Source organism: Microvirga aerilata, assembly GCF_016743775.1.
Lineage (GTDB): Bacteria > Pseudomonadota > Alphaproteobacteria > Rhizobiales > Beijerinckiaceae > Microvirga > Microvirga aerilata.
In genome coordinates, this window is the sequence record NZ_JAEQMY010000003.1 from 116,655 (window position 1) to 141,596 (window position 24,942).

Genomic DNA, 24,942 nt, shown 5'->3' on the forward strand with positions numbered 1-24,942 from the left:
TGTCATTCTCCCGCGCCCTTTGCGGCGCCCTTGACCACAGCATAAAGGGAGATCGCCGCCGCATTGGAGACATTCAGGCTCTTGATGGCGCCTGGCATGTCCAATCGGCCGATCACATCGCAGCAGTCCCGTGTCCTCTGGCGCAGGCCCTTGCCCTCGGACCCCAGCACAAGAACAACCGGCAGGCTGATCTTAACTTCGCTCAGATCCGCTTCGCCCGAAGAATCGAGGCCGATGCGCTGGAATCCGCGTTTGCCGAGCTCCGTCAGGGTATCGCCCAGGTTGCGAACGATCATGAAGGGCACGTGCTCCAGCCCGCCCGAGGCCGATTTGGCCAGAACGCCGGTGGCCGACGGGCTGTGGCGCGCGGTGGTGATGATGGCCTCCACATCAAAGGCAGCGGCCGTGCGCACGATGGCTCCCACATTGTGGGGATCGGTGATCTGATCCAGGGCCAGCACCACCCGCTGACGGCTGAGGGTGTCGACGGACGGGGAGGGAAGGGGATCCGCCTCCAGATAAAGGCCCTGATGCACGGCGTCCGGCTCCACGAGACGGTTGATCTCGTCAGGACGGACGATCTCTGGTTCGAGCGGCAGGGGGGCGCCCAGCTCCTCGTTCAGGCGCCGCGCCGAGTTTTCCGTCGCCAGGAGGCGGCGAATCGTTCGCTTGCCGTTGCGCAAAGCTTCCGCAACCGGGTGCCAACCGTAGAGAACGGTGGTGTCGACCTCGAAATTCGGCCGTCTCGCCTGGGGATCGCGGCGGCCGGATTTCCCGTGCGGGCGCTGGAATCTTGGCTTTCGGGATTGATGGGGGCGCTCGCTCATGGGTCTCGGATCTCACGGGTTGATAGAGGGGCCATAGCACAGGGCAGCCCCATGCACGACCCGTTCTATTTCGTTGCGCTTTGAGGTTGACACCGGCCATGCAGGTCACCATAAGAGCGCCACGGAACGCTTGGCCTCGGCGAAGTGGTCCACAGAACGGCCTCGGCGTTTTGCGTTCGGGTTGGGTTCTAAGGGGGAATGTCCCGAGCGGCAAAGGGGGCGGACTGTAAATCCGCTGGCTATGCCTTCGTAGGTTCGAGTCCTACTTCCCCCACCACCCAATCAGAAGGGTACGCGGGTGTAGCTCAATGGTAGAGCAGCAGCCTTCCAAGCTGAATACGAGGGTTCGATTCCCTTCACCCGCTCCACCTTTGTAACTTCTGATCCTCCCAATTTTACATCAGCCGACCAGACTAAGGGGCAGGTTTTTTTATGTTGTTTAGATGCATCGTTATATCGGAAAGTTGCTTGTTCCTGATAGGTTGCCTTTCCGTCGCGCCTCATAGCTTGGCTTTCGAGGATTTCGGCAGGTATCGGCTCACCGAAGTTGTGGTCGAAGGCGCTGAGGTCATCCGCTCATGGCCCAGTGAAGAGGAGCGCTTCCTCCAGTCGAATGCCGCCGACCCCGAGATCGCCAGCCGGATCAAATCCGAGCCCGCATCCAACTTCCCGCAGGTGACTGCTCATTTCCAGCAGGTCCTGACCGCCAGAATCAACAACGAGCTTGGTAGCCTGATTGCGCCGGTCTTCACCGGAAAACAGCCAGTCCGGGCCGTCGTTCGCTTGAAAGTTTTCGACATTCCATCTGTCGCCAGGCGCGTCTTCGTGGACAACGACGCCAAGATTCAGGCCGACATCGATATTCTCGACAAGGCGACGGGTCGGCTCATTCTGCGGTACAATGGCCGTCTGGAAACGAAAAAGCTGATCGGCGGTCTCGCCACCGGGATTGCTCTGGCTTTCGAAGGATCGGACCTTGGTTATTCGATGATCACCGATTATCTGTCCGCCTATCGAAACTGGCTCTTGCGTAACTGAGCAAAGAGCCCTATTGGGCGGCACGAGTTTGCCGTTCACGTATGAAAGCGTGTCAAGGATCATAGGACATGGCGAAGGAAAAGTTTCAGCGGAACAAGCCGCACTGCAACATTGGGACGATTGGTCACGTGGACCATGGCAAGACGTCTCTGACGGCGGCGATCACGAAGGTTCTGGCGGAGTCGGGCGGGGCGACGTTTACGGCCTACGACCAGATCGACAAGGCTCCGGAAGAGAAGGCGCGCGGCATTACGATCTCGACGGCTCACGTTGAGTACGAGACGGTGAACCGTCACTATGCCCACGTGGACTGCCCCGGCCACGCCGACTACGTGAAGAACATGATCACGGGTGCAGCGCAGATGGACGGCGCGATCCTGGTCGTGTCCTCGGCCGACGGCCCGATGCCGCAGACCCGCGAGCACATCCTGCTGGCTCGCCAGGTGGGCGTGCCCGCCCTGGTGGTGTTCATGAACAAGGTCGACAAGGTGGACGACGCCGAGCTGCTCGAGCTGGTTGAGCTGGAGGTGCGCGAGCTTCTGTCGAAGTACGACTTCCCCGGCGACGACATTCCGATCGTGAAGGGCTCGGCCCTGTGCGCTCTGGAGGATCGCTCCCCTGAGATCGGCCGCGACGCGGTTCTCAAGCTGATGGCCGAGGTGGATGCCTACATCCCGCAGCCGGAGCGTCCGATCGACCAGCCGTTCCTGATGCCGATCGAGGACGTGTTCTCGATCTCGGGCCGCGGCACGGTGGTGACGGGTCGCGTGGAGCGCGGCATCGTGAAGGTTGGCGAGGAAGTTGAGATCGTTGGCCTGAAGGCCACGGTGAAGACGACGGTGACCGGCGTTGAGATGTTCCGCAAGCTGCTCGACCAGGGCCAGGCGGGCGACAACATGGGCATGCTGCTTCGTGGCACGAAGCGCGAGGACGTGGAGCGCGGCCAGGTGCTGTGCAAGCCGGGCTCGATCAAGCCGCACACGAAGTTCAAGGCCGAGGCCTACATCCTGACCAAGGAAGAGGGTGGCCGTCATACGCCGTTCTTTGGCAACTACCGTCCGCAGTTCTACTTCCGCACAACGGACGTGACGGGCGTGGTGACGCTGCCGGAAGGCACCGAGATGGTGATGCCGGGCGACAACATCACCATGGAAGTGACGCTAATTGCTCCCATCGCGATGGAAGAAAAGCTGCGCTTTGCCATCCGTGAAGGCGGCAGAACCGTCGGCGCCGGCGTCGTCGCCGCCGTGATGGACTAATACCGATCCAGGTGGCGGTTTTCCGCCACCTGTTGACCGCCGGAGGAGTGTAGCTCAATCGGCTAGAGCACCGGTCTCCAAAACCGGGGGTTGGGGGTTCGAGTCCCTCCACTCCTGCCAGCGGTCGACAAAGCAGGCGTTTTGCGTTAGAGAGCGCCCCATCGATGGTTTAGACAGGCGGCGCGGGGCTCAAAAGCAGCTCCGCGCCCCTTCAATTTGGGCCCAAGCGTGCCCTTAGAGGACGTTCGCAGCCGCTCTCAAAGCGACGTGCACGTAGGTGAAATGGCGAAGACGAACCCGTTCGATTTCATACAGCAGGTCCGCTCGGAAGCCGCGAAGGTGACCTGGCCGACGCGCAAGGAGACCATGATCACGACCGCGATGGTGTTCGTGATGGTGGTGGTTGCCAGCGTGTTCTTCCTGGTCGTCGATCAGGCTATCGGCTGGGGCGTGCGCTCGGTGCTTCTCGGGCTTGGCGGTTAAGGGGTGGATGCAATGACGAAGCGTTGGTACATCGTCCATGCCTATTCGAACTTCGAGAACAAGGTCGCCCAGTCGATCAAGGATCAGGCGGCGCAGCGCGGTCTCGAGGACAAGTTCGACGAGGTCATGGTGCCCACCGAGAAGGTGGTCGAGGTGCGTCGCGGCCGTAAGGTCGATACGGAGCGCAAGTTCTTCCCGGGCTACGTGCTGGTGAAGTGCGACCTCACCGACGAAGTCTACCACCTCATCAAGAACACCCCGAAGGTGACGGGCTTCCTAGGCGCCGACAAGTCCAAGCCGGTTCCGATCCCGGACCGCGAGGCCGAGCGGATCAAGGGGCAGGTGGCCGAGGGTGTCGATCACCCGAAGCCCTCCGTCAGCTTCGAGATCGGCGAGCAGGTTCGTGTCTCCGACGGTCCTTTCGCCTCCTTCAACGGCGTCGTCGAGGAAGTCGACGATGCCCGGGCCCGCCTTAAGGTGGCGGTGTCCATCTTCGGCCGCGCTACGCCGGTCGAGCTCGAATACGGTCAGGTCGAAAAGATCTGATCTGACCGGAAGGGAAGTGACACCTGTCCGGTGACACTTTCCAGGCTCCTTGAAGGGAGCTTTCATCCGCGGGAGGTCTGCCCGGTTGCCATCCGGGGAAACCAGGCTGCACCGCGATCTGCAACTGCCATGCCGCCTGGTTGGCTCCGGGCGGGTGGTCCATTAGGAGCAGTCCTATGGCAAAGAAAATCTCGGGCTACGTTAAGCTTCAAGTGCCCGCAGGCGCAGCCAACCCGTCACCGCCGATCGGTCCGGCGCTCGGTCAGCGCGGCCTGAACATCATGGAATTCTGCAAGGCCTTCAACGCGAAGACCGCGCAGATGGAGAAGGGCACCCCGATCCCGGTGATCATCACCGCGTATCAGGACCGTTCCTTCACCTTCGAGATGAAGCAGCCTCCGGTCTCGTACTGGCTCAAGAAGGCCGCGAAGATCGACAAGGGTTCGCAGACCCCCGGCAAGGGCGGCAATGTGGGCCGCGTGACCCGCGACCAGATCCGCGAGATCGCCGAGAAGAAGATGGTCGATCTCAACTGCGACACCGTTGAATCCGCCATGGCCATGATCGAGGGCTCCGCGCGCTCGATGGGCATGGAAGTGGCTTAAGGAGGGCATGATGGCTGTGAAAGAAGGCAAGCGCATCCGCGCCGCCCGCGAGGGCGTTGACGCCACCAAGCTTTATCCGATCCAGGATGCGGTGAAGCTGATCAAGGACCGCGCCAAGGCGAAGTTCGACGAGACCATCGAGATCTCGATGAACCTCGGCGTCGACCCCCGCCACGCCGACCAGATGGTCCGCGGCGTCTGCAACCTGCCGAACGGCTCCGGCCGTACGGTTCGCGTTGCCGTGTTCGCCCGCGGCCCCAAGGCCGACGAAGCGAAGGCTGCCGGTGCCGACATCGTGGGCGCCGAGGAGCTCTTCGAGACCGTCAACGGCGGCACGATCGAGTTCGACCGCTGCATCGCCACCCCGGACATGATGGGCCTCGTCGGCCGTCTCGGTAAGGTTCTGGGCCCCCGCGGCCTGATGCCGAACCCGCGCGTCGGCACGGTCACCATGGACGTCCGTGGCGCTGTCGAGGCCGCCAAGGGCGGCGCCGTCGAGTTCCGCGTCGAGAAGGCCGGCATCATCCACGCCGGCATCGGCAAGGCCTCGTTCGACGAGGGCAAGCTCGTGGAGAACATCAAGGCTTTCGCCGATGCTGTGTCCAAGGCCAAGCCCTCTGGCGCCAAGGGCACCTACATCCAGCGTATCGCCGTCTCCTCGACGATGGGCCCCGGCGTGAAGGTCGATCCGGCTTCGGTGATCGGCGGCTAATCAGCTAGATAGTTCCAGCTACTTCATGAAACCCGACGCTCGCGTCGGGTTTCTTTTTCTCATTTACTCAACTATTGATTGAACTATTTATAGATACAGCATTCTGCCTAGTGGTCTGAAGCTACAAAAAAGGGTGCTTGAAATGAGCCTTGAAGATTGGACCCGTGAATACTCTCAGACACTCTACTTGCGCAAATTGAGTGATGATGGCCTTCAACAGCGTTTCGACGATATCAGCAAGAACCTGTGGAGCACGGGAAAGGATAATGAGGTAACGCCGCCAAGGAGCACTGAGAACAGACAGCGGCTACTGCGCCTCCTTGTGCATTACAGAGCGGAGTGCATACGTAGAGGAAAGTCATGGACCTGGGATTCCGAAACGGAGATCCGCCGCGAAGCCTCCAAACATTACGCCCCTCCTAGGCTGACGAAGCCTTTCACAGGGAAGCCGGCATGCCTTGCGAAGTTCGGGAAACGCATACATCTTCGGAATTCTCTTGAGCGAGGGGCGCTTAGAGTCTCGTTGGCCAGTACCTACAATGATCCTTCCCTTAACCCTGCTCAGCGTGATGACGAGCTGATGCATATATCGAGGACTCCAAATAGCCAGTTCGCGATGCGCTTGAACGGGCTTGATGAAACTGGCGAAAGGATCTCGATAACTCCCCAGCCAGTGGAGTCTTTTCGGGGAATCAGAACTTCTGACCTTTATGTCTGGTGCTGTTCAGCTGCATATGATGCGCGCATTTTTAGTGATTTCGTCTAGTATGACGCCGTTCTGATCATCCGGAACGAGCAAAAGTTCCGTCAAAGATTGAAGGATGCCGTGACGCAGCGGCTACCGGAATGTACGATGGTAGATGGACGTGTGGAATATTATGATCCACATGACATAGATCCAACTCTATTTCGGCCGTTTTTCGCAAATTAATTCAACTACTTATATCAAAATGAACATCGGTTTATCTGGGAGGTGAAATCTGGGAAACAACCGCCATTTCTAGAAATTGAAGTTGGCTCGCTAACTGATATTGCTGAGCTTCTGGAGTTCGAGGCGTAGCTGCGTTCGACATGTCAAGCTGCGCTGAGCCGAGTCGTTATCTAATGACGAAAATAACACTAAAAGCCCCTTGGCAAATGCTTCAGAAAGGCTTAATAGAACGCGTTGAGTTTCCAATATAGGCCGAGGCTCCGCTTATGTGCGGGCCTCTGGCTGTGAATCCGCCCTGGAGACGGGGCGGTGACAGGCCGGAGAGCCAAAGGGTAACCTTTGGCCCGTTCCGGCTATGTCCTGTCCGAGACTGCAGGTGCTGGCTTGCCAGTTTAATTCGAAAGAGCCTGCATAGACGGGGAAGCCGAGTTTTATGCCTGTTAACGCAGGCGACGAAGATCGGTTCGAACCATCTCACCCGGTGCGCCGCCAGGCGTCATGTGGGGGACAGGGCTTGCGAGAGCGTCGTTCATGATGCCTCGGATGCAAGTCCGGGCCTTGAACGGCAAATGCAACCGGCGGATATTTCCGCCAACCGGAGAGAGCCCAGTGGAAAGAGCAGCAAAGCGCGAGCTCGTCTCGACTCTCAACGACGTGTTCTCCAACACGAGCGTTGTCGTCGTTGCCCACTATGCGGGTCTTACGGTCGCCGACATGCAGAAGCTGCGCGCGCAGATGAAGCAGGTGGGTGCCACCGTCAAGGTCGCAAAAAACAGCCTCGCCAAAATCGCTCTCGAAGGCACGGACGTCGCGTCCATCACGGACCTTATGAAAGGTCCGACCCTGATCGCTTATTCGAGCGATCCGGTCGCGGCGCCCAAGGTCGCTGTCGATTTCGCCAAGGCCAACGACAAGCTCGTGATCCTTGGCGGCGCGATGGGCGCGACCACCCTGAACGTGGACGGAGTGCGGGCGCTTGCCACTCTGCCGTCCCTCGATGAACTGCGCGGCAAGCTGGTCGGCCTTATCCAGGCTCCGGCTACCAAGATCGCTCAGCTCAGCACGGCGCCGGCGGCAAAGCTCGCCCGCGTGTTCGGGGCCTATGCCAAGACAGGCGAAGCGGCGTGAGGCCGTAACCTCAATCATCAAACCGTTCGAACTGAACTTAAGGAACTAGAAAATGGCTGATCTTGCCAAGCTCGTTGACGATCTGTCGTCGCTGACCGTTCTCGAGGCTGCCGAGCTCTCGAAGATGCTCGAAGAGAAGTGGGGCGTTTCCGCTGCTGCGGCTGTTGCCGTCGCTGCTGCTCCGGGCGGCGCTGCTGCTGCTCCTGTTGAAGAGCAGACCGAGTTCACCGTCGTTCTTGCCGCCACCGGCGACAAGAAGATCGAGGTCATCAAGGAAGTCCGTGGCATCACGGGCCTGGGCCTCAAGGAAGCTAAGGACCTCGTCGAAGGTGCGCCGAAGCCCGTCAAGGAAGGCGTCTCCAAGGACGAAGCCGAGAAGATCAAGGCGACCCTCGAGAAGGTCGGCGCCAAGGTCGAGCTCAAGTAATTTTGCGGCCTTAGCGGCTGCAGGATTACCCCGAGAAATCGGGCTCAAAAACACACGGTCCCAGGCGTTTTTGCCTGGGGCCGTTGTGTCGTCAAAGAGGTCAAGCTTTTGGCGACGCTTGCAGGGGGCTCGGGAAGAGCCCGCATTGATGCGGTTTTCGGGCGGATATTGCCGCCGGGCGGCTAATCGAGGCACCTGACCCCACGGGGTTCTCGATTAGCTGTGTATGAGGAACGAGGTCCAGATGGCCAACACACTGATCGGCCGGAAGCGCATTCGCAAGTTCTTCGGAAAAATCAAGGAAGTGGCGGAGATGCCGAACCTCATCGAGGTTCAGAAGGCATCTTACGACCAGTTCCTGATGGTCGAAGAACCAAAGGGTGGCCGGCCGGAAGAGGGCTTGCAAGCCGTCTTCAAATCGGTTTTCCCGATTTCGGACTTTTCGAATACTGCCCTGCTCGAATTCGTGAAGTACACGTTCGAGCCGCCGAAATACGACGTGGACGAGTGCCGTCAGCGGGGCATGACCTTCGCTGCGCCGCTCAAAGTCACGCTGCGCCTCATCGTGTTCGATGTGGACCCGGACACCGGCGCCCGCTCCGTGAAGGACATCAAGGAGCAGGACGTCTACATGGGCGACATGCCGCTCATGACCGACAACGGCACGTTCATCGTCAACGGCACCGAGCGTGTCATCGTCTCCCAGATGCACCGTTCGCCGGGCGTGTTCTTCGACCACGACAAGGGCAAGACCCATTCGTCGGGCAAGCTGCTGTTCGCCGCCCGCATCATCCCGTATCGCGGCTCCTGGCTCGACATCGAGTTCGACGCCAAGGACATCGTCTATGCCCGTATCGACCGGAAGCGTAAGCTCCCGGCGACGTCGCTGCTCTATGCCCTGGGCCTCGACGGCGAGGAGATCCTCAACACCTTCTACAACCGGGTCATCTACACCCGGGCCAACGACGCCTGGACCGTGCCGTTCGATGCCGAGCGCATGAAGGGCTTCAAGGCCTCCGTGGACCTGATCGACGCCAAGACCGGCGAGGTCGTGCTCGAGGCCGGCAAGAAGCTGACCGCCCGCGCCGCCCGCCAGCTCGGCGAGAAGGGCCTGCAGAACCTGCGCGCCACGGACGAGGACCTCTACGGCCAGTACATCGCGGAAGACCTCGTGAACCCCTCGACCGGCGAAATCTACGCCGAGGCGGGCGACGAGATCACCGAGAAGATGCTGAAGGGTCTGGGCGAAGCTGGCTTCACCGAAATCCCGGTTCTCGACATCGACCACGTCACCATCGGCCCGTACATCCGCAACACGCTAGCCATCGACAAGGCATCCTCCCGCGAGGACGCCCTGTTCGACATCTACCGTGTGATGCGTCCGGGCGAGCCGCCGATCCTCGAGACTGCGGAGGCCATGTTCAACTCGCTGTTCTTCGACGCGGAGCGCTACGACCTCTCCGCCGTGGGCCGCGTGAAGATGAACATGCGTCTCGACCTCGACGCCGCCGACACCGTGCGCACCCTTCGCCGCGAGGACATCCTCGCCGTGACCAAGGCGCTCGTGGACCTGCGCGACGGCAAGGGCGAGATCGACGACATCGACCATCTCGGCAACCGCCGCGTGCGTTCGGTCGGCGAGCTCATGGAGAACCAGTACCGTCTGGGCCTGCTGCGCATGGAGCGCGCGATCAAGGAGCGCATGTCGTCGGTCGATATCGATACCGTCATGCCGCAGGACCTGATCAACGCGAAGCCTGCCGCGGCTGCCGTGCGCGAGTTCTTCGGCTCCTCCCAGCTCTCGCAGTTCATGGACCAGACCAACCCGCTCTCCGAGGTCACGCACAAGCGTCGTCTTTCGGCGCTTGGCCCGGGCGGTCTGACCCGCGAGCGCGCCGGCTTCGAGGTGCGCGACGTGCACCCGACCCACTACGGCCGCATCTGCCCGATCGAGACGCCGGAAGGCCCGAACATCGGCCTGATCAACTCGCTGGCCACCTTCGCCCGCGTGAACAAGTACGGCTTCATCGAGACGCCGTTCCGCCGCGTGCGCGACAGCCGGGTGACCGACGAGGTGATCTACCTCTCGGCCATGGAAGAAGCGAAGTACAACATCGCCCAGGCCAACTCGACACTGGATGCCAACGGCACGCTCACGGAAGATCTGGTGATCTGCCGCCGCGCCGGTGACAACATCGTCGTGGCGCCTGACCGCGTCGACCTGATGGAAGTGTCGCCGAAGCAGCTCGTGTCCGTTGCGGCAGCGCTCATCCCGTTCCTCGAGAACGACGACGCGAACCGCGCCCTCATGGGCTCGAACATGCAGCGTCAGGCCGTGCCTCTGGTTCAGGCGGACGCTCCGTTCGTCGGCACCGGCATGGAAGCGGTCGTGGCCCGGGATTCCGGCGCCGCAATCGCTGCCCGCCGTACAGGCGTGGTCGACCAGGTGGACGCAACCCGTATCGTCATCCGCGCCACGGAGAACACGGATCCGACCCGTCCGGGCGTCGACATCTACCGTCTCCAGAAATTCCAGCGCTCCAACCAGTCGACCTGCATCACGCAGAAGCCGCTGGTTCGCGCCGGCGACCTGGTGCGCAAGGGCGACATCATCGCTGACGGCCCGTCGACCGAATACGGCGAGCTGGCTCTCGGCCGGAACGTGCTCGTCGCGTTCATGCCCTGGAACGGCTACAACTTCGAAGACTCGATCCTGCTCTCCGAGCGGATCGTGAAGGAAGACGTCTTCACCTCGATCCACATCGAGGAGTTCGAGGTGATGGCCCGCGACACGAAGCTGGGTCCCGAGGAAATCACGCGCGACATTCCGAACGTTTCGGAAGAGGCGCTGAAGAACCTGGACGAGGCCGGCATCGTCTATATCGGTGCCGAGGTTCATGCAGGCGACATCCTCGTCGGCAAGATCACGCCGAAGGGCGAAAGCCCGATGACGCCGGAAGAGAAGCTTCTGCGCGCCATCTTCGGCGAGAAGGCCTCCGACGTTCGCGACACCTCGCTGCGCGTGCCCCCGGGCGTCACCGGCACCATCGTCGAAGTGCGTGTCTTCAACCGTCACGGCGTCGACAAGGACGAGCGTGCCCAGGCCATCGAGCGCGAGGAAATCGAGCGTCTCGCCAAGGACCGGGACGACGAGCAGGCGATCCTCGACCGCAACACCTATGCGCGTCTGGCGGAGATCCTGATCGGCCGCAGCGCCGTTGCGGGCCCGAAGGGCTTCAAGAAGGACGCCAGCGTCACCCGCGAGCTCCTCAACGAGTACCCGCGGTCCCAGTGGTGGCAGTTCGCGGTCGAAGACGATGCTCTGATGACCGAGATCGAGGCCATGCAGAAGCAGTACGACGAGTCGAAGAAGCGCCTCGAGCAGCGCTTCCTCGACAAGGTCGAGAAGCTGCAGCGCGGCGACGAGCTTCCGCCCGGCGTCATGAAGATGGTCAAGGTCTTCGTGGCGGTGAAGCGCAAGATCCAGCCCGGCGACAAGATGGCCGGCCGTCACGGCAACAAGGGTGTCGTGTCGCGGATCGTGCCCATCGAGGACATGCCGTTCCTCGAGGACGGAACCCACGCGGACATCGTGCTCAACCCGCTCGGCGTGCCGAGCCGCATGAACGTGGGTCAGATCCTTGAGACGCACCTCGGCTGGGCTGCTGCCGGTCTCGGCAAGCAGGTCGCGCAGGCCGTCGACGCTTACATGCGGTCGGGCCAGTCAAAGGGCCTTCGCGATCAGCTCGTGTCGATCTACGGCAATCTGCCGGAAATCGAGCAGGCCTCCGACGAGGAGCTCGCCGAGCTCGGCAACAAGCTGCGCCGCGGCGTTCCGTTCGCCACGCCCGTCTTCGACGGCGCGAAGGAGTCGGACATCGAGGCCATGCTGGAGAAGGCCGGCCTGAACCCCTCGGGTCAGGTGACGCTCTACGACGGACGCACCGGTGAGCCGTTCGACCGTAAGGTGACGGTGGGCTACATCTACATGCTGAAGCTCCACCACCTCGTGGACGACAAGATCCACGCCCGCTCCATCGGCCCCTACAGCCTCGTGACCCAGCAGCCGCTGGGCGGCAAGGCCCAGTTCGGCGGCCAGCGCTTCGGCGAGATGGAGGTGTGGGCCCTGGAAGCCTACGGCGCAGCCTACACCCTTCAGGAAATGCTCACGGTCAAGTCGGACGACGTGGCCGGCCGCACGAAGGTCTACGAAGCCATCGTTCGTGGCGACGACACCTTCGAGTCGGGCATTCCGGAGAGCTTCAACGTTCTCGTGAAGGAAATGCGCTCGCTCGGTCTCAACGTGGAGCTGACCAACTCCAAGAAGGCCGCCAACGAGGCGGGGCAGCTGCCCCCGTCCGAGGCTGCCGAGTAAGCGCCCCCGGCGCTTCATAACTGACGTTCGGCCGCGGCTATGATGCCGCGGCCCCATGCAATTGCCGGTGCGGGTGCTTATCTAGCGCCCTTCAGCCCAGGAGACGGCGATGAATCAAGAGGTCATGAATCTCTTCAACCAGACGGCTCAGCCGCAGAGCTTCGATCAGATCAAGATCTCGATCGCGAGCCCTGAGAAGATTCTGTCCTGGTCCTACGGCGAGATCAAGAAGCCTGAGACCATCAACTACCGTACGTTCAAGCCCGAGCGCGACGGCCTGTTCTGCGCGCGCATCTTCGGTCCCATCAAGGACTACGAGTGCCTGTGCGGCAAGTACAAGCGCATGAAGTACAAGGGCGTGATCTGCGAGAAGTGCGGCGTCGAGGTGACGCTGGCCCGCGTCCGTCGCGACCGCATGGGCCATATCGAGCTCGCGGCCCCCGTCGCGCATATCTGGTTCCTGAAGTCCCTGCCGAGCCGCATCGGTCTGCTGCTCGACATGACCCTGAAGGATCTGGAGCGCATTCTCTATTTCGAGTCCTACATCGTCGTCGATGCGGGCCTGACGCCCCTCAAGGACCGTCAGCTCCTTACCGAGGAAGAGTACATCCGCGCTCAGGACGAGTTCGGCGAGGACAGCTTCACCGCCATGATCGGCGCCGAGGCCATCCGCCGGATCCTGCAGGAGCTCGACCTGGAGAAGACCGCCATCGAGATCCGCGAGGAGATCGCGGTCACGACGTCGGAGCTGAAGCCCAAGAAGCTCATGAAGCGCCTCAAGATCATCGAGGCCTTCGTTCAGTCGGGCAACAAGCCCGAGTGGATGATCATGACGGTCGTGCCGGTGATCCCGCCGGACCTGCGCCCGCTCGTGCCCCTCGACGGCGGCCGCTTTGCGACCTCGGACCTGAACGATCTCTACCGCCGCGTCATCAACCGCAACAACCGCCTGAAGCGGCTGATGGAGCTGCGCGCGCCGGACATCATCGTCCGCAACGAGAAGCGCATGCTCCAGGAGGCCGTCGACGCGCTGTTCGACAACGGCCGCCGCGGCCGCGTCATCACGGGCGCCAACAAGCGTCCGCTGAAGTCGCTTGCCGACATGCTGAAGGGCAAGCAGGGCCGGTTCCGCCAGAACCTGCTCGGCAAGCGCGTGGACTACTCGGGCCGCTCCGTGATCGTGGTGGGTCCGGAGCTCAAGCTGCACCAGTGCGGCCTGCCCAAGAAGATGGCGCTCGAGCTCTTCAAGCCGTTCATCTACGCCAAGCTCGACGCGCGGGGTCTCTCCGCCACCGTCAAGCAGGCGAAGAAGCTCGTCGAGAAGGAGAAGCCCGAAGTTTGGGATATCCTGGACGAGGTCATCCGCGAGCACCCGGTGCTGCTGAACCGCGCCCCGACGCTCCACCGTCTCGGCATCCAGGCCTTCGAGCCCACCCTGATCGAGGGCAAGGCGATCCAGCTGCACCCGCTCGTCTGCGCCGCGTTCAACGCGGACTTCGACGGCGACCAGATGGCCGTCCACGTGCCGCTCTCGCTCGAGGCTCAGCTTGAAGCCCGCGTGCTCATGATGTCGACGAACAACATCCTGCACCCGGCCAACGGCCAGCCGATCATCGTGCCGTCGCAGGACATCGTTCTCGGTCTCTACTACCTGTCCATCGTCTCCGACGGCCAGCCCGGCCAGGGCAAGGCGTTCTCCGACATGGGCGAGATCGAGCATGCCCTGAACGAGAAGGTCATCACCCTCCACACGAAGATCCGCTACCGCTGGCAGGGTCTCGACGAGGACGGCAAGCCCGTCACGAAGATCGTCGACACAACGGCCGGCCGCGTGATGCTCTCGCGCCTCCTGCCCAAGCACCCGATGCTGCCTTACGACGTCGTGAACAAGCTCATGACGAAGAAGGAGATCTCCAACATGATCGATGCCGTCTACCGGCATTGCGGTCAGAAGGAGTCGGTGATCTTCTGCGACCGCATCATGGGTCTCGGGTTCTACAATGCTTTCCGGGCCGGCATCTCGTTCGGCAAGGACGACATGGTGATCCCGGAGAACAAGTGGGAGATCGTCGAGGAGACCCGCGCCCTCGCGAAGGACTACGAGCAGCAGTACCAGGACGGCCTCATCACCCAGGGCGAGAAGTACAACAAGGTTGTCGACGCCTGGGCGAAGTGCTCCGACCGCCTTGCTGCCGAGATGATGAACCGCATCTCCACGGTGCAGAAGGACGAGCATGGCCGCGACAAGCCGGTCAACTCGATCTACATGATGTCCCATTCGGGCGCCCGTGGTTCGCCGGCCCAGATGAAGCAGCTTGCGGCGATGCGCGGCCTCATGGCCAAGCCGTCGGGCGAGATCATCGAGACGCCGATCATCTCGAACTTCAAGGAAGGCCTCGACGTCATCGAGTACTTCAACTCGACCCACGGCGCCCGTAAGGGCCTGGCCGACACCGCGCTCAAGACGGCGAACTCGGGTTACCTGACCCGTCGTCTCGTCGACGTGGCGCAGGACGCGGTCATCCGTGAGCCGGATTGCGGCACCGAGAGGGGCATCCGCATGCGGGCCATCATCGACGCCGGCCAGGTGGTCGCGTCGCTGGCCTCCCGCATCCTCGGCCGCTCGACGGCAGAGGACTTGGTTGCTCAGGACGGATCCGTCATCGTTCCGAAGGGCACGATGATCGAGGAGTATCACCTCGAGGCCATCGGCGCCGCCGGTATCCAGGAGGTGAAGATCCGTTCCGTGCTCGTCTGCGAGTCGAAGAACGGCGTCTGCGGCACCTGCTACGGCCGCGACTTGGCCCGGGGCACCCCGGTGAACCACGGCGAGGCAGTGGGCGTCATCGCGGCACAGTCCATCGGCGAGCCGGGCACGCAGCTTACCATGCGTACCTTCCACATCGGTGGCGCGGCTCAGATTGCGGATTCGTCCTTCATCGAGTCGAGCTTCGAGGGCACGATCGGCTTCCGCAACAAGAACATTGCGCGCAACTCCGACGGCGATCTCGTCGTCATGGGCCGCAACGTGGCGGTTGTGATCACCGGTCCGGACGGAACCGAGCGGGCGGTCCACCGCCTGCAATACGGCTCCCGCCTGAAGGTGGACGAGGGCGACACGATCAAGCGCGGCCAGCGCATCGCCGAGTGGGACCCCTATTCCCGTCCGATCCTCACCGAGATCGACGGTACGGTGGGCTACGAGGATCTGGTCGACGGCGCATCGATGATCGAATCGATGGACGAGTCGACCGGCATTGCCAAGCGCGTGGTCATCGACTGGCGCGGCTCGCCGCGCACGGCGGACCTGCGTCCGGCGGTGGTCATCCAGGGCGCTGGCGGCAAGGTTGCCAAGGTTGCTCGTGGCGGCGACGCCCGCTACCTGCTGCCCGTGGAAGCGATCCTCGCGGCCGATCCGGGCTCGAAGGTCAAGGCCGGCGACATTCTCGCCCGTGTTTCGACCGAGAGCGCCAAGACCCGCGACATCACGGGCGGTCTGCCGCGCGTGGCGGAGCTGTTCGAGGCCCGTCGTCCGAAGGATGCCGCCATCATCGCGGAGAAGTCCGGCACGATCCAGTTCGGCCGCGACTACAAGAGCAAGCGTCGCCTGACGCTGAACCCGCACGATGGCTCGGAGCCGGTGGAGTACTTGATCCCGAAGGGCAAGCACATCCACCTGCAGGACGGCGACGTGGTCGAGACCGGAGACTTCATCGTCGACGGCAACCCGGCTCCGCACGACATCCTGGCGATCAAGGGCGTCGAGGAGCTGGCTGCCTACCTCGTGAACGAGATCCAGGAGGTCTACCGCCTCCAGGGCGTGCTCATCAACGACAAGCACATCGAGGTGATCGTTCGCCAGATGCTGCAGAAGGTCGAGGTGACGGAAGGCGGCGACTCAGAGCTGCTGACCGGCGAGCAGGTGGATCGTCTCGAGTTCGAGGAGATCAACGAGCGTCTCGTGTCCGAGAAGAAGAAGCCCGCCGAAGGCGTGCCGGTTCTTCTGGGTATCACGAAGGCTTCGCTGCAGACCCGCTCCTTCATCTCGGCGGCGTCCTTCCAGGAGACCACCCGCGTCCTCACCGAGGCGGCGGTCAACGGCAAGGTCGATACCCTCGAGGGTCTCAAGGAGAACGTGATCGTCGGCAGCCTGATCCCGGCGGGTACGGGTGCGCTGACCGCTCAGGTCAAGGCCGTCGCGCAGCACCGCGACGAGCTGATCCTGCAGCAGAAGCGCTCCGAGTCCCAGGCTCAGGTCAGCGAGCTGCCCCCGGCAGCCGAGTAAGCCGAAGCCTTACAAGAACTGAAAAGGCCGCCCTCGAGGCGGCCTTTTTTATTGGCGTCGGGCCGGATCGACGAGGTGCAGAAGGCCGAGCTTGGCGAGCCACAGGAGCCCACGGACGGTGAGCGCCGCGGACGAGCCCCCTTGGGCTGCCAGCATGTTCCTGATCGTCAATCCCTCGCCTCCGACCTGCCGCCACAGGTCGAGCAGGAAGGCCGATGAGATGTCGGGTGAAACATTCACCAGGGACAGTTTCAGGGCCAGACGATCTGAGGCTTCCTGTTCATGCATGCCCGGCATCGGCATGAGCCTATGCTCGCCGGAAAGCTCGGCGGACGGGAAACTGGCAAACAGCTCGAACGGGTCGGGACGCGCAGGCCAGAAGGGGCGGGGCTGCCGAGGGGAGGGAGGCGGACCAGGCTCCGCGGCGGTTCTCAGCTTGCCCAATTCCTGCCAGAGGTTCTCGTAGGCCCGGATGATCACCTTCCAGTCGAACACCTCCCTGGCTCTGGCGGCTCCGCTCTCTCCCATCCTGCGGCGCAGGTCAGGCTCCGACGCCAGGCGCTCGAAGGCCGCCGCAGTGGCATCGATGTCGACCGAAACCGCTGTCGAGGCTTGGCCGATATAGGAATCGTAGCTGTCGATCTCGAGCCCGTGCCGGGCCGCAAGAGCGTGACCCGATCCAGGGGGAGCGGCGATGGTCGGTACGGCGAAGCCGTCGATGCCGTTCCTCACGGTGTCCTTGTATCCGTCCCAATCGATCACCACCACCGGCAGTCCTGCCGCCATCGCCTCGATGGGCGTGAGGCCGAAGGTCTCCTGGATGTTATCCTCGGCAATCTGCTCGTTCGCCGTCCAGCCGCATTCGATCAGAACGACCCTGTGCCGGCGCGTCAGGCGCTCCAGGGCCAGGTACATGGGGGCTGGGTTCGCCTTCGCATGAAAGGAGAGACGCCCGAGAAACAGGACGACAAAGTCATCAGGCCGAAGGCCGAGGGCGGCACGGGCCTCGTCCCGGCCGGCAACCCGCCCCGCCTGCGCCTCGCAGTCGACACCTAACGGAATCACCGGCAGCTGAGGCCTGACGAAGCGAGACGCCCCAAGCCGCCTGCTCAGGTGCTCCTCCTGCCGGGCAAACAGCCTCCTGATCACATCCCGGGAGGCATTGGAGGTGCATATGATCGCATCCCAAGGCTGGATCGGTGCCACAAGGAGGTCGGTGATTCCGTCCATCGCCCGCGCCGAGGACAGGGTATGGTTCACCCCGCAAAGGCTCCAGGCCCTGGAACCATGGAGCTCCCGCTGCCAGGCTTGCGAGGCGTTGATGGGACTTGGAGTGAAGAAGCACCCCACCTGCTTCAGTGCAGCGGCTTTCGATGGAACGATGACGTTCGGCGAGCTCCCTGGGCGGAACTCCTGGATGAAGGAGCAGAAGTCCTGCCCGAGTTTACCGTTTCTCACATAACCGGTGATTGGCTCATCGGAAGAGTGCCTGGCAAAGGCAGACAGAAAGCCGTATCCCGCGAAGTGGCGACCCATGGGCTTTCCATGATTCACCTGATATGCTTCCGCCTCGAAATGGATTGCTGCGGTCATAGGAGCTTTCCCCGCAAAGAAAGTAACTCCATAACCTTGTTCCCGGGCCTCGAAAACCCATCTGAAGGGAAGCCGAGGAGCTTATCCGAGCATCGGCAGCATCTCGTCCAGGATCGTTACCAAAAAGTGTTGACTTTCCGCGACTCGGACGCTAGAGAACACGGACTTTCCGGCTGGCCGTAGGTTTTCGCCAGTTGAAGCGCCTAGCTTCGACCGATGCCACCTAAACGCTGCCGAACTCAACCTTGACTGACACTTGTCAGATTTAGGGCACGACCGCGGTGCAAAATATCGTGGTCCTCTGCAATCGCACCGCGCCAAGGGCTTTCCCAAGTCAATGGCGTGGCTTCGTTTTGTGCAACCCAAAAGGTCCGCAGGAACGTTGAGGTGCGGCGTTCAACCGTTGAAGACACATTCATGGCTGCCTTTGGGCGGCCGGTCAAAGAGGGCACAGGATGCCAACGATCTCTCAGCTGATCCGCAAGCCGCGGACTGCGCAAAAGAGCCGGAATAAGGTTCCCGCGCTTGAGGCCTGCCCGCAGAAGCGTGGCGTGTGCACGCGCGTTTATACGACGACCCCGAAGAAGCCGAACTCGGCTCTGCGTAAGGTCGCCAAGGTTCGTCTGACGAACGGGTTCGAAGTCATCGGGTACATCCCGGGTGAGGGTCACAACCTTCAGGAGCACTCCGTGGTCATGATCCGCGGCGGCCGCGTGAAGGACCTTCCGGGTGTCCGTTATCACATCCTCCGCGGTGTCCTCGACACCCAGGGCGTGAAGAATCGTAAGCAGCGTCGTTCGAAGTACGGCGCGAAGCGGCCGAAGTAAGCCGTCAACTGTATTTGAGGTCGGAGTCAGCTCATGTCCCGCCGCCATAGTGCCGAAAAGCGTGAGATCATCCCGGACGCCAAGTTCGGCGATATCGTCGTCACGAAGTTCATGAATTCCATCATGTATGATGGCAAGAAGTCCGCTGCAGAAGGCATCGTCTACGGTGCGTTCGACAGCATCGAGAGCCGCGCCAAGGCGAACCCGCTCGAGGTGTTCAAACAGGCCCTGGACAACGTTGCCCCGGCAATCGAGGTCCGTTCCCGCCGCGTCGGCGGTGCGACCTACCAGGTTCCCGTCGAGGTCCGCACCGAGCGCCGTCAGGCTCTCGCCATCCGCTGGATCATCCAGGCTGCTCGCGGCCGCAACGACAAGACAATGGTCGAGCGTCTCTCCGCTGAGCTGCTCGACGCTTCCAATAACCGCGGTAACGCCGTCAAGAAGCGCGAAGACACTCACCGGATGGCTGAAGCCAACCGTGCGTTCTCGCACTATCGTTGGTAACGGCTGGACCTTAAGGAGCTAAGCGATGCCCCGCACGCACGCGATTGAGGACTACCGCAACTTCGGCATCATGGCGCACATCGATGCCGGCAAGACCACGACCACAGAGCGTATCCTGTACTACACCGGTAAGTCCCACAAAATCGGTGAAGTGCACGATGGCGCCGCGACCATGGACTGGATGGAGCAGGAGCAGGAGCGTGGCATCACGATCACGTCCGCTGCGACTACCTGCTTCTGGAACGACAAGCGCTTGAACATCATTGACACCCCCGGCCACGTCGACTTCACCATCGAAGTCGAGCGTTCGCTGCGTGTGCTCGACGGCGCCGTCTGCGTTCTCGACGGCAACCAGGGCGTCGAGCCCCAGACTGAGACCGTCTGGCGCCAGGCCGACAAGTACGACGTTCCGCGTATCGTGTTCGTCAACAAGATGGACAAGACCGGCGCGGACTTCTTCAAGTGCGTCGCGGACATCATCGACCGCGTGGCCGGCAAGCCCGTCTGCCTCCAGCTGCCGATTGGCGCTGAGAGCGACTTCAAGGGCGTGATCGACCTCGTCAAGATGAAGGCGATTGTCTGGAACGGTGAGGCACTCGGTGCTTCCTTCAACGAGGATGAGATCCCGGCCGGTCTGCTCGATCAGGCTAAGGAATATCGCGGCAAGCTGGTCGAAGCTGCCGTCGAGATGGACGATGAGGCCATGATGGCGTACCTCGACGGCCAGGAGCCGGACGACGCTACCCTGCGCCGGCTCGTTCGTACGGCCGTGCAGCGTCGCGCTTTCCACCCGGTTTTTTGCGGCTCGGCGTTCAAGAACAAAGGCGTTCAGCCGCTCCTCGATGCAGTCGTCGACTTCCTGCCATCTCCCGTCGATCGCGGCGAAATCAAGGGCATCGATTACAAGACCGAAGAAGAGACCGTCCGCCGTCCGACGGACGAAGATCCCTTCGCCATGCTCGCTTTCAAGATCATGGACGATCCCTTCGTCGGAACTATCACCTTCTGCCGCGTCTATTCGGGTAAGGTTGATGCCGGTTCATCGATCCTGAACTCCACCCGCGACAAGAAAGAGCGTGTCGGTCGTATGCTCCTCATGCATTCGAACAACCGTGAGGACATCAAAGAGGCTTTCGCTGGCGACATCGTCGCCCTGGCAGGCCTCAAGGACGTCCGCACCGGCGACACGCTTTGCGATCCAAACAAGGCCGTGATCCTCGAGCGCATGGAGTTCCCGGAGCCGGTCATCGAGATCGCCATCGAGCCGAAGTCGAAGGCTGACCAGGAAAAGCTTGGTCTTGCCCTCTCGAAGCTGGCCGCCGAGGATCCGTCCTTCCGCGTCTCCACCGACCAGGAGTCCGGCCAGACGATCCTAAAGGGAATGGGCGAGCTTCACCTCGACATCAAGGTCGATATTCTCCGTCGTACCTACAAGGTCGATGCGAATGTCGGTGCTCCGCAGGTTGCCTATCGCGAGACAGTCACCAAGAAGTCCGAGATCGACTACACCCACAAGAAGCAGACCGGCGGTACAGGCCAGTTCGCTCGTGTAAAGCTGGTTGTTCAGCCGAACGAGCAGGGTGCCGGTTTCTCCTTCGAGTCCAAGATCGTCGGCGGTTCTGTTCCGAAGGAATACATCCCAGGCGTCGAGAAGGGCCTCCAGTCGGTTGTAGGTGCAGGGGTCGTTGCCGGCTTCCCCGTGGTCGACCTCAAGGTCGAGCTCGTCGACGGTGCATTCCACGAAGTCGACTCGTCGGCTCTGGCCTTCGAAATCGCCTCTCGCGCCGCTCTCCGTGAAGCCCTCCAGAAGGGTGGATCGGTCCTGCTCGAGCCGGTGATGAAGGTCGAGGTCGTGACGCCTGAGGACTACACGGGTTCGGTGATCGGCGATTTGAACTCTCGCCGTGGTCAGATCCAGGGCCAGGACATGCGCGGCAACGCCGTGGTCATCAACGCGATGGTCCCGCTCGCCAACATGTTCGGCTACGTGAACACCCTACGCTCCATGAGCCAGGGCCGGGCCAACTACACCATGCAGTTCGACCACTACGAGCAGGTGCCGTCGAACGTGGCTGCCGAGGTTCAGGCGAAATACGCCTGAACCCACTAAGCAACTATTCAGAAGATCAAAGGAACGGGTGCCACGATGGCGAAGGAAAAGTTTCAGCGGAACAAGCCGCACTGCAACATTGGGACGATTGGTCACGTGGACCATGGCAAGACGTCTCTGACGGCGGCGATCACGAAGGTTCTGGCGGAGTCGGGCGGGGCGACGTTTACGGCCTACGACCAGATCGACAAGGCTCCGGAAGAGAAGGCGCGCGGCATTACGATCTCGACGGCTCACGTTGAGTACGAGACGGTGAACCGTCACTATGCCCACGTGGACTGCCCCGGCCACGCCGACTACGTGAAGAACATGATCACGGGTGCAGCGCAGATGGACGGCGCGATCCTGGTCGTGTCCTCGGCCGACGGCCCGATGCCGCAGACCCGCGAGCACATCCTGCTGGCTCGCCAGGTGGGCGTGCCCGCCCTGGTGGTGTTCATGAACAAGGTCGACATGGTGGACAACACCGAACTGCTCGAGCTAGTAGAGCTGGAGGTGGGCAAGCTTCTGTCGAAGTACGACATCCCAGGCGACGACATTCCGAACGTGAAGGGCTGGGCCCTGTGCGCTCTGGAGGATCGCTCCCCTGAGATCGGCCGCGACGCGGTTCTCAAGCTGATGGCCGAGGTGGATGCCTACATCCCGCAGCCGGAGCGTCCGATCGACCAGCCGTTCCTGATGCCGATCGAGGACGTGTTCTCGATCTCGGGCCGCGGCACGGTGGTGACGGGTCGCGTGGAGCGCGGCATCGTGAAGGTTGGCGAGGAAGTTGAGATCGTTGGCCTGAAGGCCACGGTGAAGACGACGGTGACTGGCGTTGAGATGTTCCGCAAGCTGCTCGACCAGGGCCAGGCGGGCGACAACGTGGGCGTGCTGCTTCGTGGCACGAAGCGCGAGGACGTGGAGCGCGGCCAGGTGCTGTGCAAGCCGGGCTCGATCAAGCCGCACACGAAGTTCAAGGCCGAGGCCTACATCCTGACCAAGGAAGAGGGTGGCCGTCATACGCCGTTCTTTGGCAACTACCGTCCGCAGTTCTACTTCCGCACAACGGACGTGACGGGCGTGGTGACGCTGCCGGAAGGCACCGAGATGGTGATGCCGGGCGACAACATCACCATGGAAGTGACGCTGATTGCTCCCATCGCGATGGAAGAAAAGCTGCGCTTTGCCATCCGTGAAGGCGGCAGAACCGTCGGCGCCGGCGTCGTCGCCGCCGTGATGGACTAATTTTAGAGGATCAAAGGACGGTGGCCGGGCTTCGGCCGGGCCACTTCCCTTGCTGAATGGATAAGCCATGAACGGTCAAAACATTCGAATTCGCCTTAAGGCGTTCGACCACAGGATCCTCGACGCATCGACACGCGAAATCGTGTCGACTGCGAAGCGGACCGGCGCTCAGGTTCGCGGGCCCATCCCGCTGCCGACGCGCATCGAGCGCTTTACGGTACTTCGCTCGCCGCACATCGACAAGAAGTCGCGCGAGCAGTTCGAGATGCGCACTCACAAGCGCGTTCTCGATATCGTGGACCCCACCCCGCAGACGGTTGACGCTCTTATGAAGCTCGATCTCGCTGCTGGTGTGGACGTGGAAATCAAGCTCTAAGCCGCTAGGCTTGGGGCCTTCGGTAGACACGCCGAGAGGATACGCACATGCGCTCAGGCGTCATTGCACAGAAAGTCGGGATGACCCGCATCTTCACCGATGCCGGCGAACATGTCCCGGTCACGGTTCTGAAGGTCGACAGCTGCCAGGTTGTTGCCCACCGGACTATGGAAAAGAACGGCTACACCGCGCTGCAGGTCGGCGTCGGCAAGGCCAAGGTCAAGAACGTTTCGAAGGCCGAGCGCGGACGGTTCGCCGTTGCGCAGGTCGAGCCGAAGCGCAAGCTCGCGGAATTCCGCGTCACCGAGGATGCTGTCATCCCGGTGGGCGCAGAGATTACCGCTGATCACTTCATTGCCGGTCAGTTCGTGGACGTCACGGGCATCACCACCGGTAAGGGCTTCGCTGGCGGCATGAAGCGCTGGAACTTCGGCGGACTGCGCGCCACGCACGGCGTGTCGGTCTCCCACCGGTCGATCGGTTCGACGGGTGGTCGCCAGGATCCGGGCAAGACCTTCAAGAACAAGAAGATGCCGGGTCACCTGGGTGTGGAGCGCGTCACGACGCAGAACCTGCGCGTGGTGTCGACTGATGTCGAACGCGGTCTGATCCTCGTCGAAGGCGCCGTTCCCGGCGTTGCCGGCGGCTGGATCTTCGTCCGCGACGCGGTGAAGCGCAAGCTGCCTGCAGAGGTGCCGATGCCCGGCGCGTTCCGCACGGCCAACGATGCTGCGCCAGTCGCCCAGGCTGAGCAGGCCCAAGAGGAGAATGCGTGATGAAGCTCGATATCACCACGCTTGAGGGTGCCACCGCCGGTTCGGTCGACCTGAACGAGACCATCTTCGGTCTCGAGCCACGCGCCGACCTGCTCGCCCGCTGCGTCCGCTGGCAGCTTGCCAAGCGCCAGGCAGGCACACACGCCGTGAAGAACCGTTCGCTCATCGACCGGACGACCAAGAAGATCTACAAGCAGAAGGGCACGGGCTCGGCCCGCCACGGCGCCGCGAGCGCTCCCCAGTTCCGGGGCGGCGGTCGTGCCTTCGGTCCTCAGGTTCGCAGCCATGCTCACGACCTGCCCAAGAAGGTTCGCGCTCTTGCCCTGCGGCATGCGCTCTCGTCCAAGGCCAAGGACGCTTCCCTTATCGTTATCGACGATGTGAAGCTCTCAGAGCCTAAGACGAAGGCTCTCGTGGAGCGCTTCGGCAAGCTCGGCCTCGGCAACGCTCTCATCATCGGGGGCGCTGAGATCGAGACGAACTTCCAGCGGGCTGCTCGCAACATCCCGAACATCGACGTCCTGCCGGTGCAGGGCATCAACGTCTATGACATCCTGCGTCGCGAGAAGCTCGTTCTCACGAGGGCAGCTGTCGATGCGCTGGAGGCGCGCTTCAAATGAGCCTGGACCCGCGCCACTACGATGTGATCGTAAGCCCGGTGATTACCGAGAAGGCCACAGCCCTGTCCGAACAGAACAAGGTCGTCTTCAAGGTTCGCCCGGACGCGACGAAGCCGCAGATTAAAGAAGCGGTTGAGAAGCTGTTCGATGTCAAGGTGAAGAGCGTGAACACGCTCGTCACCAAGGGCAAAGTGAAAATGTTCCGCGGCACCCGCGGCCAGCGGTCGGACGTGAAGAAGGCGGTTGTGACCCTCGAAGAGGGCCAAACCATCGACGTCACGACTGGCCTCTGA

20 protein-coding genes and 3 tRNA genes are annotated in these 24,942 nt (G+C 62.1%); 21 read left to right on the forward strand and 2 right to left on the reverse strand.

Annotation, left to right across the window (positions count from 1 at the left end; translation table 11 throughout):
- Positions 1-2: 2 nt before the first annotated feature.
- Positions 3-827, reverse strand: coding sequence for a TrmH family RNA methyltransferase (locus tag JKG68_RS03430; RefSeq protein ID WP_202055873.1), 825 nt, complete (start codon positions 825-827; stop codon positions 3-5).
- 192 nt (positions 828-1,019) lie between these two features.
- Between JKG68_RS03430 and JKG68_RS03435 the strand changes: the two genes are divergently transcribed.
- From JKG68_RS03435 to rpoC, 13 genes are all read left to right on the forward strand, one after another.
- A tRNA-Tyr gene (locus tag JKG68_RS03435) sits at positions 1,020-1,104 on the forward strand.
- Between the two features lie 17 nt (positions 1,105-1,121).
- Positions 1,122-1,195, forward strand: a tRNA-Gly gene (locus tag JKG68_RS03440).
- A gap of 100 nt (positions 1,196-1,295) precedes the next feature.
- Complete coding sequence (locus JKG68_RS03445) at positions 1,296-1,865, forward strand: hypothetical protein (protein WP_202055874.1); 570 nt, start codon at positions 1,296-1,298, stop codon at positions 1,863-1,865.
- Between the two features lie 68 nt (positions 1,866-1,933).
- Positions 1,934-3,124: an elongation factor Tu gene (gene tuf, locus JKG68_RS03450; RefSeq protein WP_202055875.1), complete on the forward strand. Its 1,191-nt coding sequence runs from the start codon at positions 1,934-1,936 to the stop codon at positions 3,122-3,124.
- Between the two features lie 43 nt (positions 3,125-3,167).
- Positions 3,168-3,244 (forward strand) — tRNA-Trp (locus tag JKG68_RS03455).
- Positions 3,245-3,406: 162 nt separating this feature from the next.
- Complete coding sequence (gene secE / locus JKG68_RS03460) at positions 3,407-3,607, forward strand: preprotein translocase subunit SecE (protein ID WP_202055877.1); 201 nt, start codon at positions 3,407-3,409, stop codon at positions 3,605-3,607.
- A gap of 12 nt (positions 3,608-3,619) precedes the next feature.
- Positions 3,620-4,153 carry a transcription termination/antitermination protein NusG gene (gene nusG, locus JKG68_RS03465; protein WP_181052125.1) on the forward strand — a complete coding sequence of 178 codons (534 nt, stop codon included), beginning with the start codon at positions 3,620-3,622 and terminating at the stop codon, positions 4,151-4,153.
- Positions 4,154-4,329: 176 nt separating this feature from the next.
- Positions 4,330-4,758 carry a 50S ribosomal protein L11 gene (rplK, locus tag JKG68_RS03470; protein ID WP_099511377.1) on the forward strand — a complete coding sequence of 143 codons (429 nt, stop codon included), beginning with the start codon at positions 4,330-4,332 and terminating at the stop codon, positions 4,756-4,758.
- Between the two features lie 10 nt (positions 4,759-4,768).
- Positions 4,769-5,470 (forward strand): 50S ribosomal protein L1, encoded by a 702-nt coding sequence (gene rplA, locus JKG68_RS03475; protein ID WP_202056009.1) that lies wholly within the window; start codon positions 4,769-4,771, stop codon positions 5,468-5,470.
- Between the two features lie 1,540 nt (positions 5,471-7,010).
- Positions 7,011-7,529 (forward strand): 50S ribosomal protein L10, encoded by a 519-nt coding sequence (rplJ, locus tag JKG68_RS03480; RefSeq protein ID WP_202055879.1) that lies wholly within the window; start codon positions 7,011-7,013, stop codon positions 7,527-7,529.
- Between the two features lie 52 nt (positions 7,530-7,581).
- Complete coding sequence (gene rplL / locus JKG68_RS03485; RefSeq protein WP_202055881.1) at positions 7,582-7,956, forward strand: 50S ribosomal protein L7/L12; 375 nt, start codon at positions 7,582-7,584, stop codon at positions 7,954-7,956.
- 244 nt (positions 7,957-8,200) lie between these two features.
- The gene (gene rpoB / locus JKG68_RS03490; RefSeq protein WP_202055883.1) at positions 8,201-12,331 is read left to right on the forward strand and encodes a DNA-directed RNA polymerase subunit beta; all 4,131 of its coding nucleotides are present in this window, start codon (positions 8,201-8,203) and stop codon (positions 12,329-12,331) included.
- A 109-nt stretch (positions 12,332-12,440) separates the two neighbouring features.
- On the forward strand, positions 12,441-16,616 hold the full coding sequence (gene rpoC / locus JKG68_RS03495) for a DNA-directed RNA polymerase subunit beta' (protein WP_202055885.1): 4,176 nt from the start codon (positions 12,441-12,443) through the stop codon (positions 16,614-16,616).
- Between the two features lie 48 nt (positions 16,617-16,664).
- Here the strand turns inward: rpoC and JKG68_RS03500 are convergent, their stop codons facing one another.
- Positions 16,665-18,209, reverse strand: coding sequence for a glycosyltransferase family 4 protein (locus JKG68_RS03500; RefSeq protein ID WP_202055886.1), 1,545 nt, complete (start codon positions 18,207-18,209; stop codon positions 16,665-16,667).
- 455 nt (positions 18,210-18,664) lie between these two features.
- Here JKG68_RS03500 and rpsL point away from each other — a divergent pair, with 455 nt between their 5' ends.
- The 8 genes from rpsL (at position 18,665) to JKG68_RS03540 (ending at position 24,942) form a co-directional block, all read left to right on the forward strand.
- Complete coding sequence (gene rpsL / locus JKG68_RS03505; RefSeq protein ID WP_009764294.1) at positions 18,665-19,036, forward strand: 30S ribosomal protein S12; 372 nt, start codon at positions 18,665-18,667, stop codon at positions 19,034-19,036.
- A 33-nt stretch (positions 19,037-19,069) separates the two neighbouring features.
- Complete coding sequence (gene rpsG / locus JKG68_RS03510) at positions 19,070-19,540, forward strand: 30S ribosomal protein S7 (protein WP_202055889.1); 471 nt, start codon at positions 19,070-19,072, stop codon at positions 19,538-19,540.
- Between the two features lie 25 nt (positions 19,541-19,565).
- On the forward strand, positions 19,566-21,641 hold the full coding sequence (gene fusA, locus JKG68_RS03515) for an elongation factor G (RefSeq protein WP_202055892.1): 2,076 nt from the start codon (positions 19,566-19,568) through the stop codon (positions 21,639-21,641).
- Positions 21,642-21,686: 45 nt separating this feature from the next.
- Positions 21,687-22,877 (forward strand): elongation factor Tu, encoded by a 1,191-nt coding sequence (gene tuf / locus JKG68_RS03520; RefSeq protein ID WP_202055893.1) that lies wholly within the window; start codon positions 21,687-21,689, stop codon positions 22,875-22,877.
- Between the two features lie 67 nt (positions 22,878-22,944).
- A complete protein-coding gene (gene rpsJ, locus JKG68_RS03525; protein WP_009764298.1) occupies positions 22,945-23,253 on the forward strand; it encodes a 30S ribosomal protein S10 in 309 nt (102 codons plus the stop codon).
- A gap of 47 nt (positions 23,254-23,300) precedes the next feature.
- Positions 23,301-24,029, forward strand: a complete 729-nt coding sequence (gene rplC, locus JKG68_RS03530; RefSeq protein WP_202055895.1) for a 50S ribosomal protein L3 — start codon at positions 23,301-23,303, stop codon at positions 24,027-24,029.
- Positions 24,029-24,649 carry a 50S ribosomal protein L4 gene (gene rplD / locus JKG68_RS03535; RefSeq protein WP_202055897.1) on the forward strand — a complete coding sequence of 207 codons (621 nt, stop codon included), beginning with the start codon at positions 24,029-24,031 and terminating at the stop codon, positions 24,647-24,649. The genes rplC and rplD overlap by 1 nt, the downstream gene beginning before the upstream one ends.
- Positions 24,646-24,942 carry a 50S ribosomal protein L23 gene (locus JKG68_RS03540; RefSeq protein ID WP_134499497.1) on the forward strand — a complete coding sequence of 99 codons (297 nt, stop codon included), beginning with the start codon at positions 24,646-24,648 and terminating at the stop codon, positions 24,940-24,942. Before rplD ends, JKG68_RS03540 begins: the two co-directional genes overlap by 4 nt.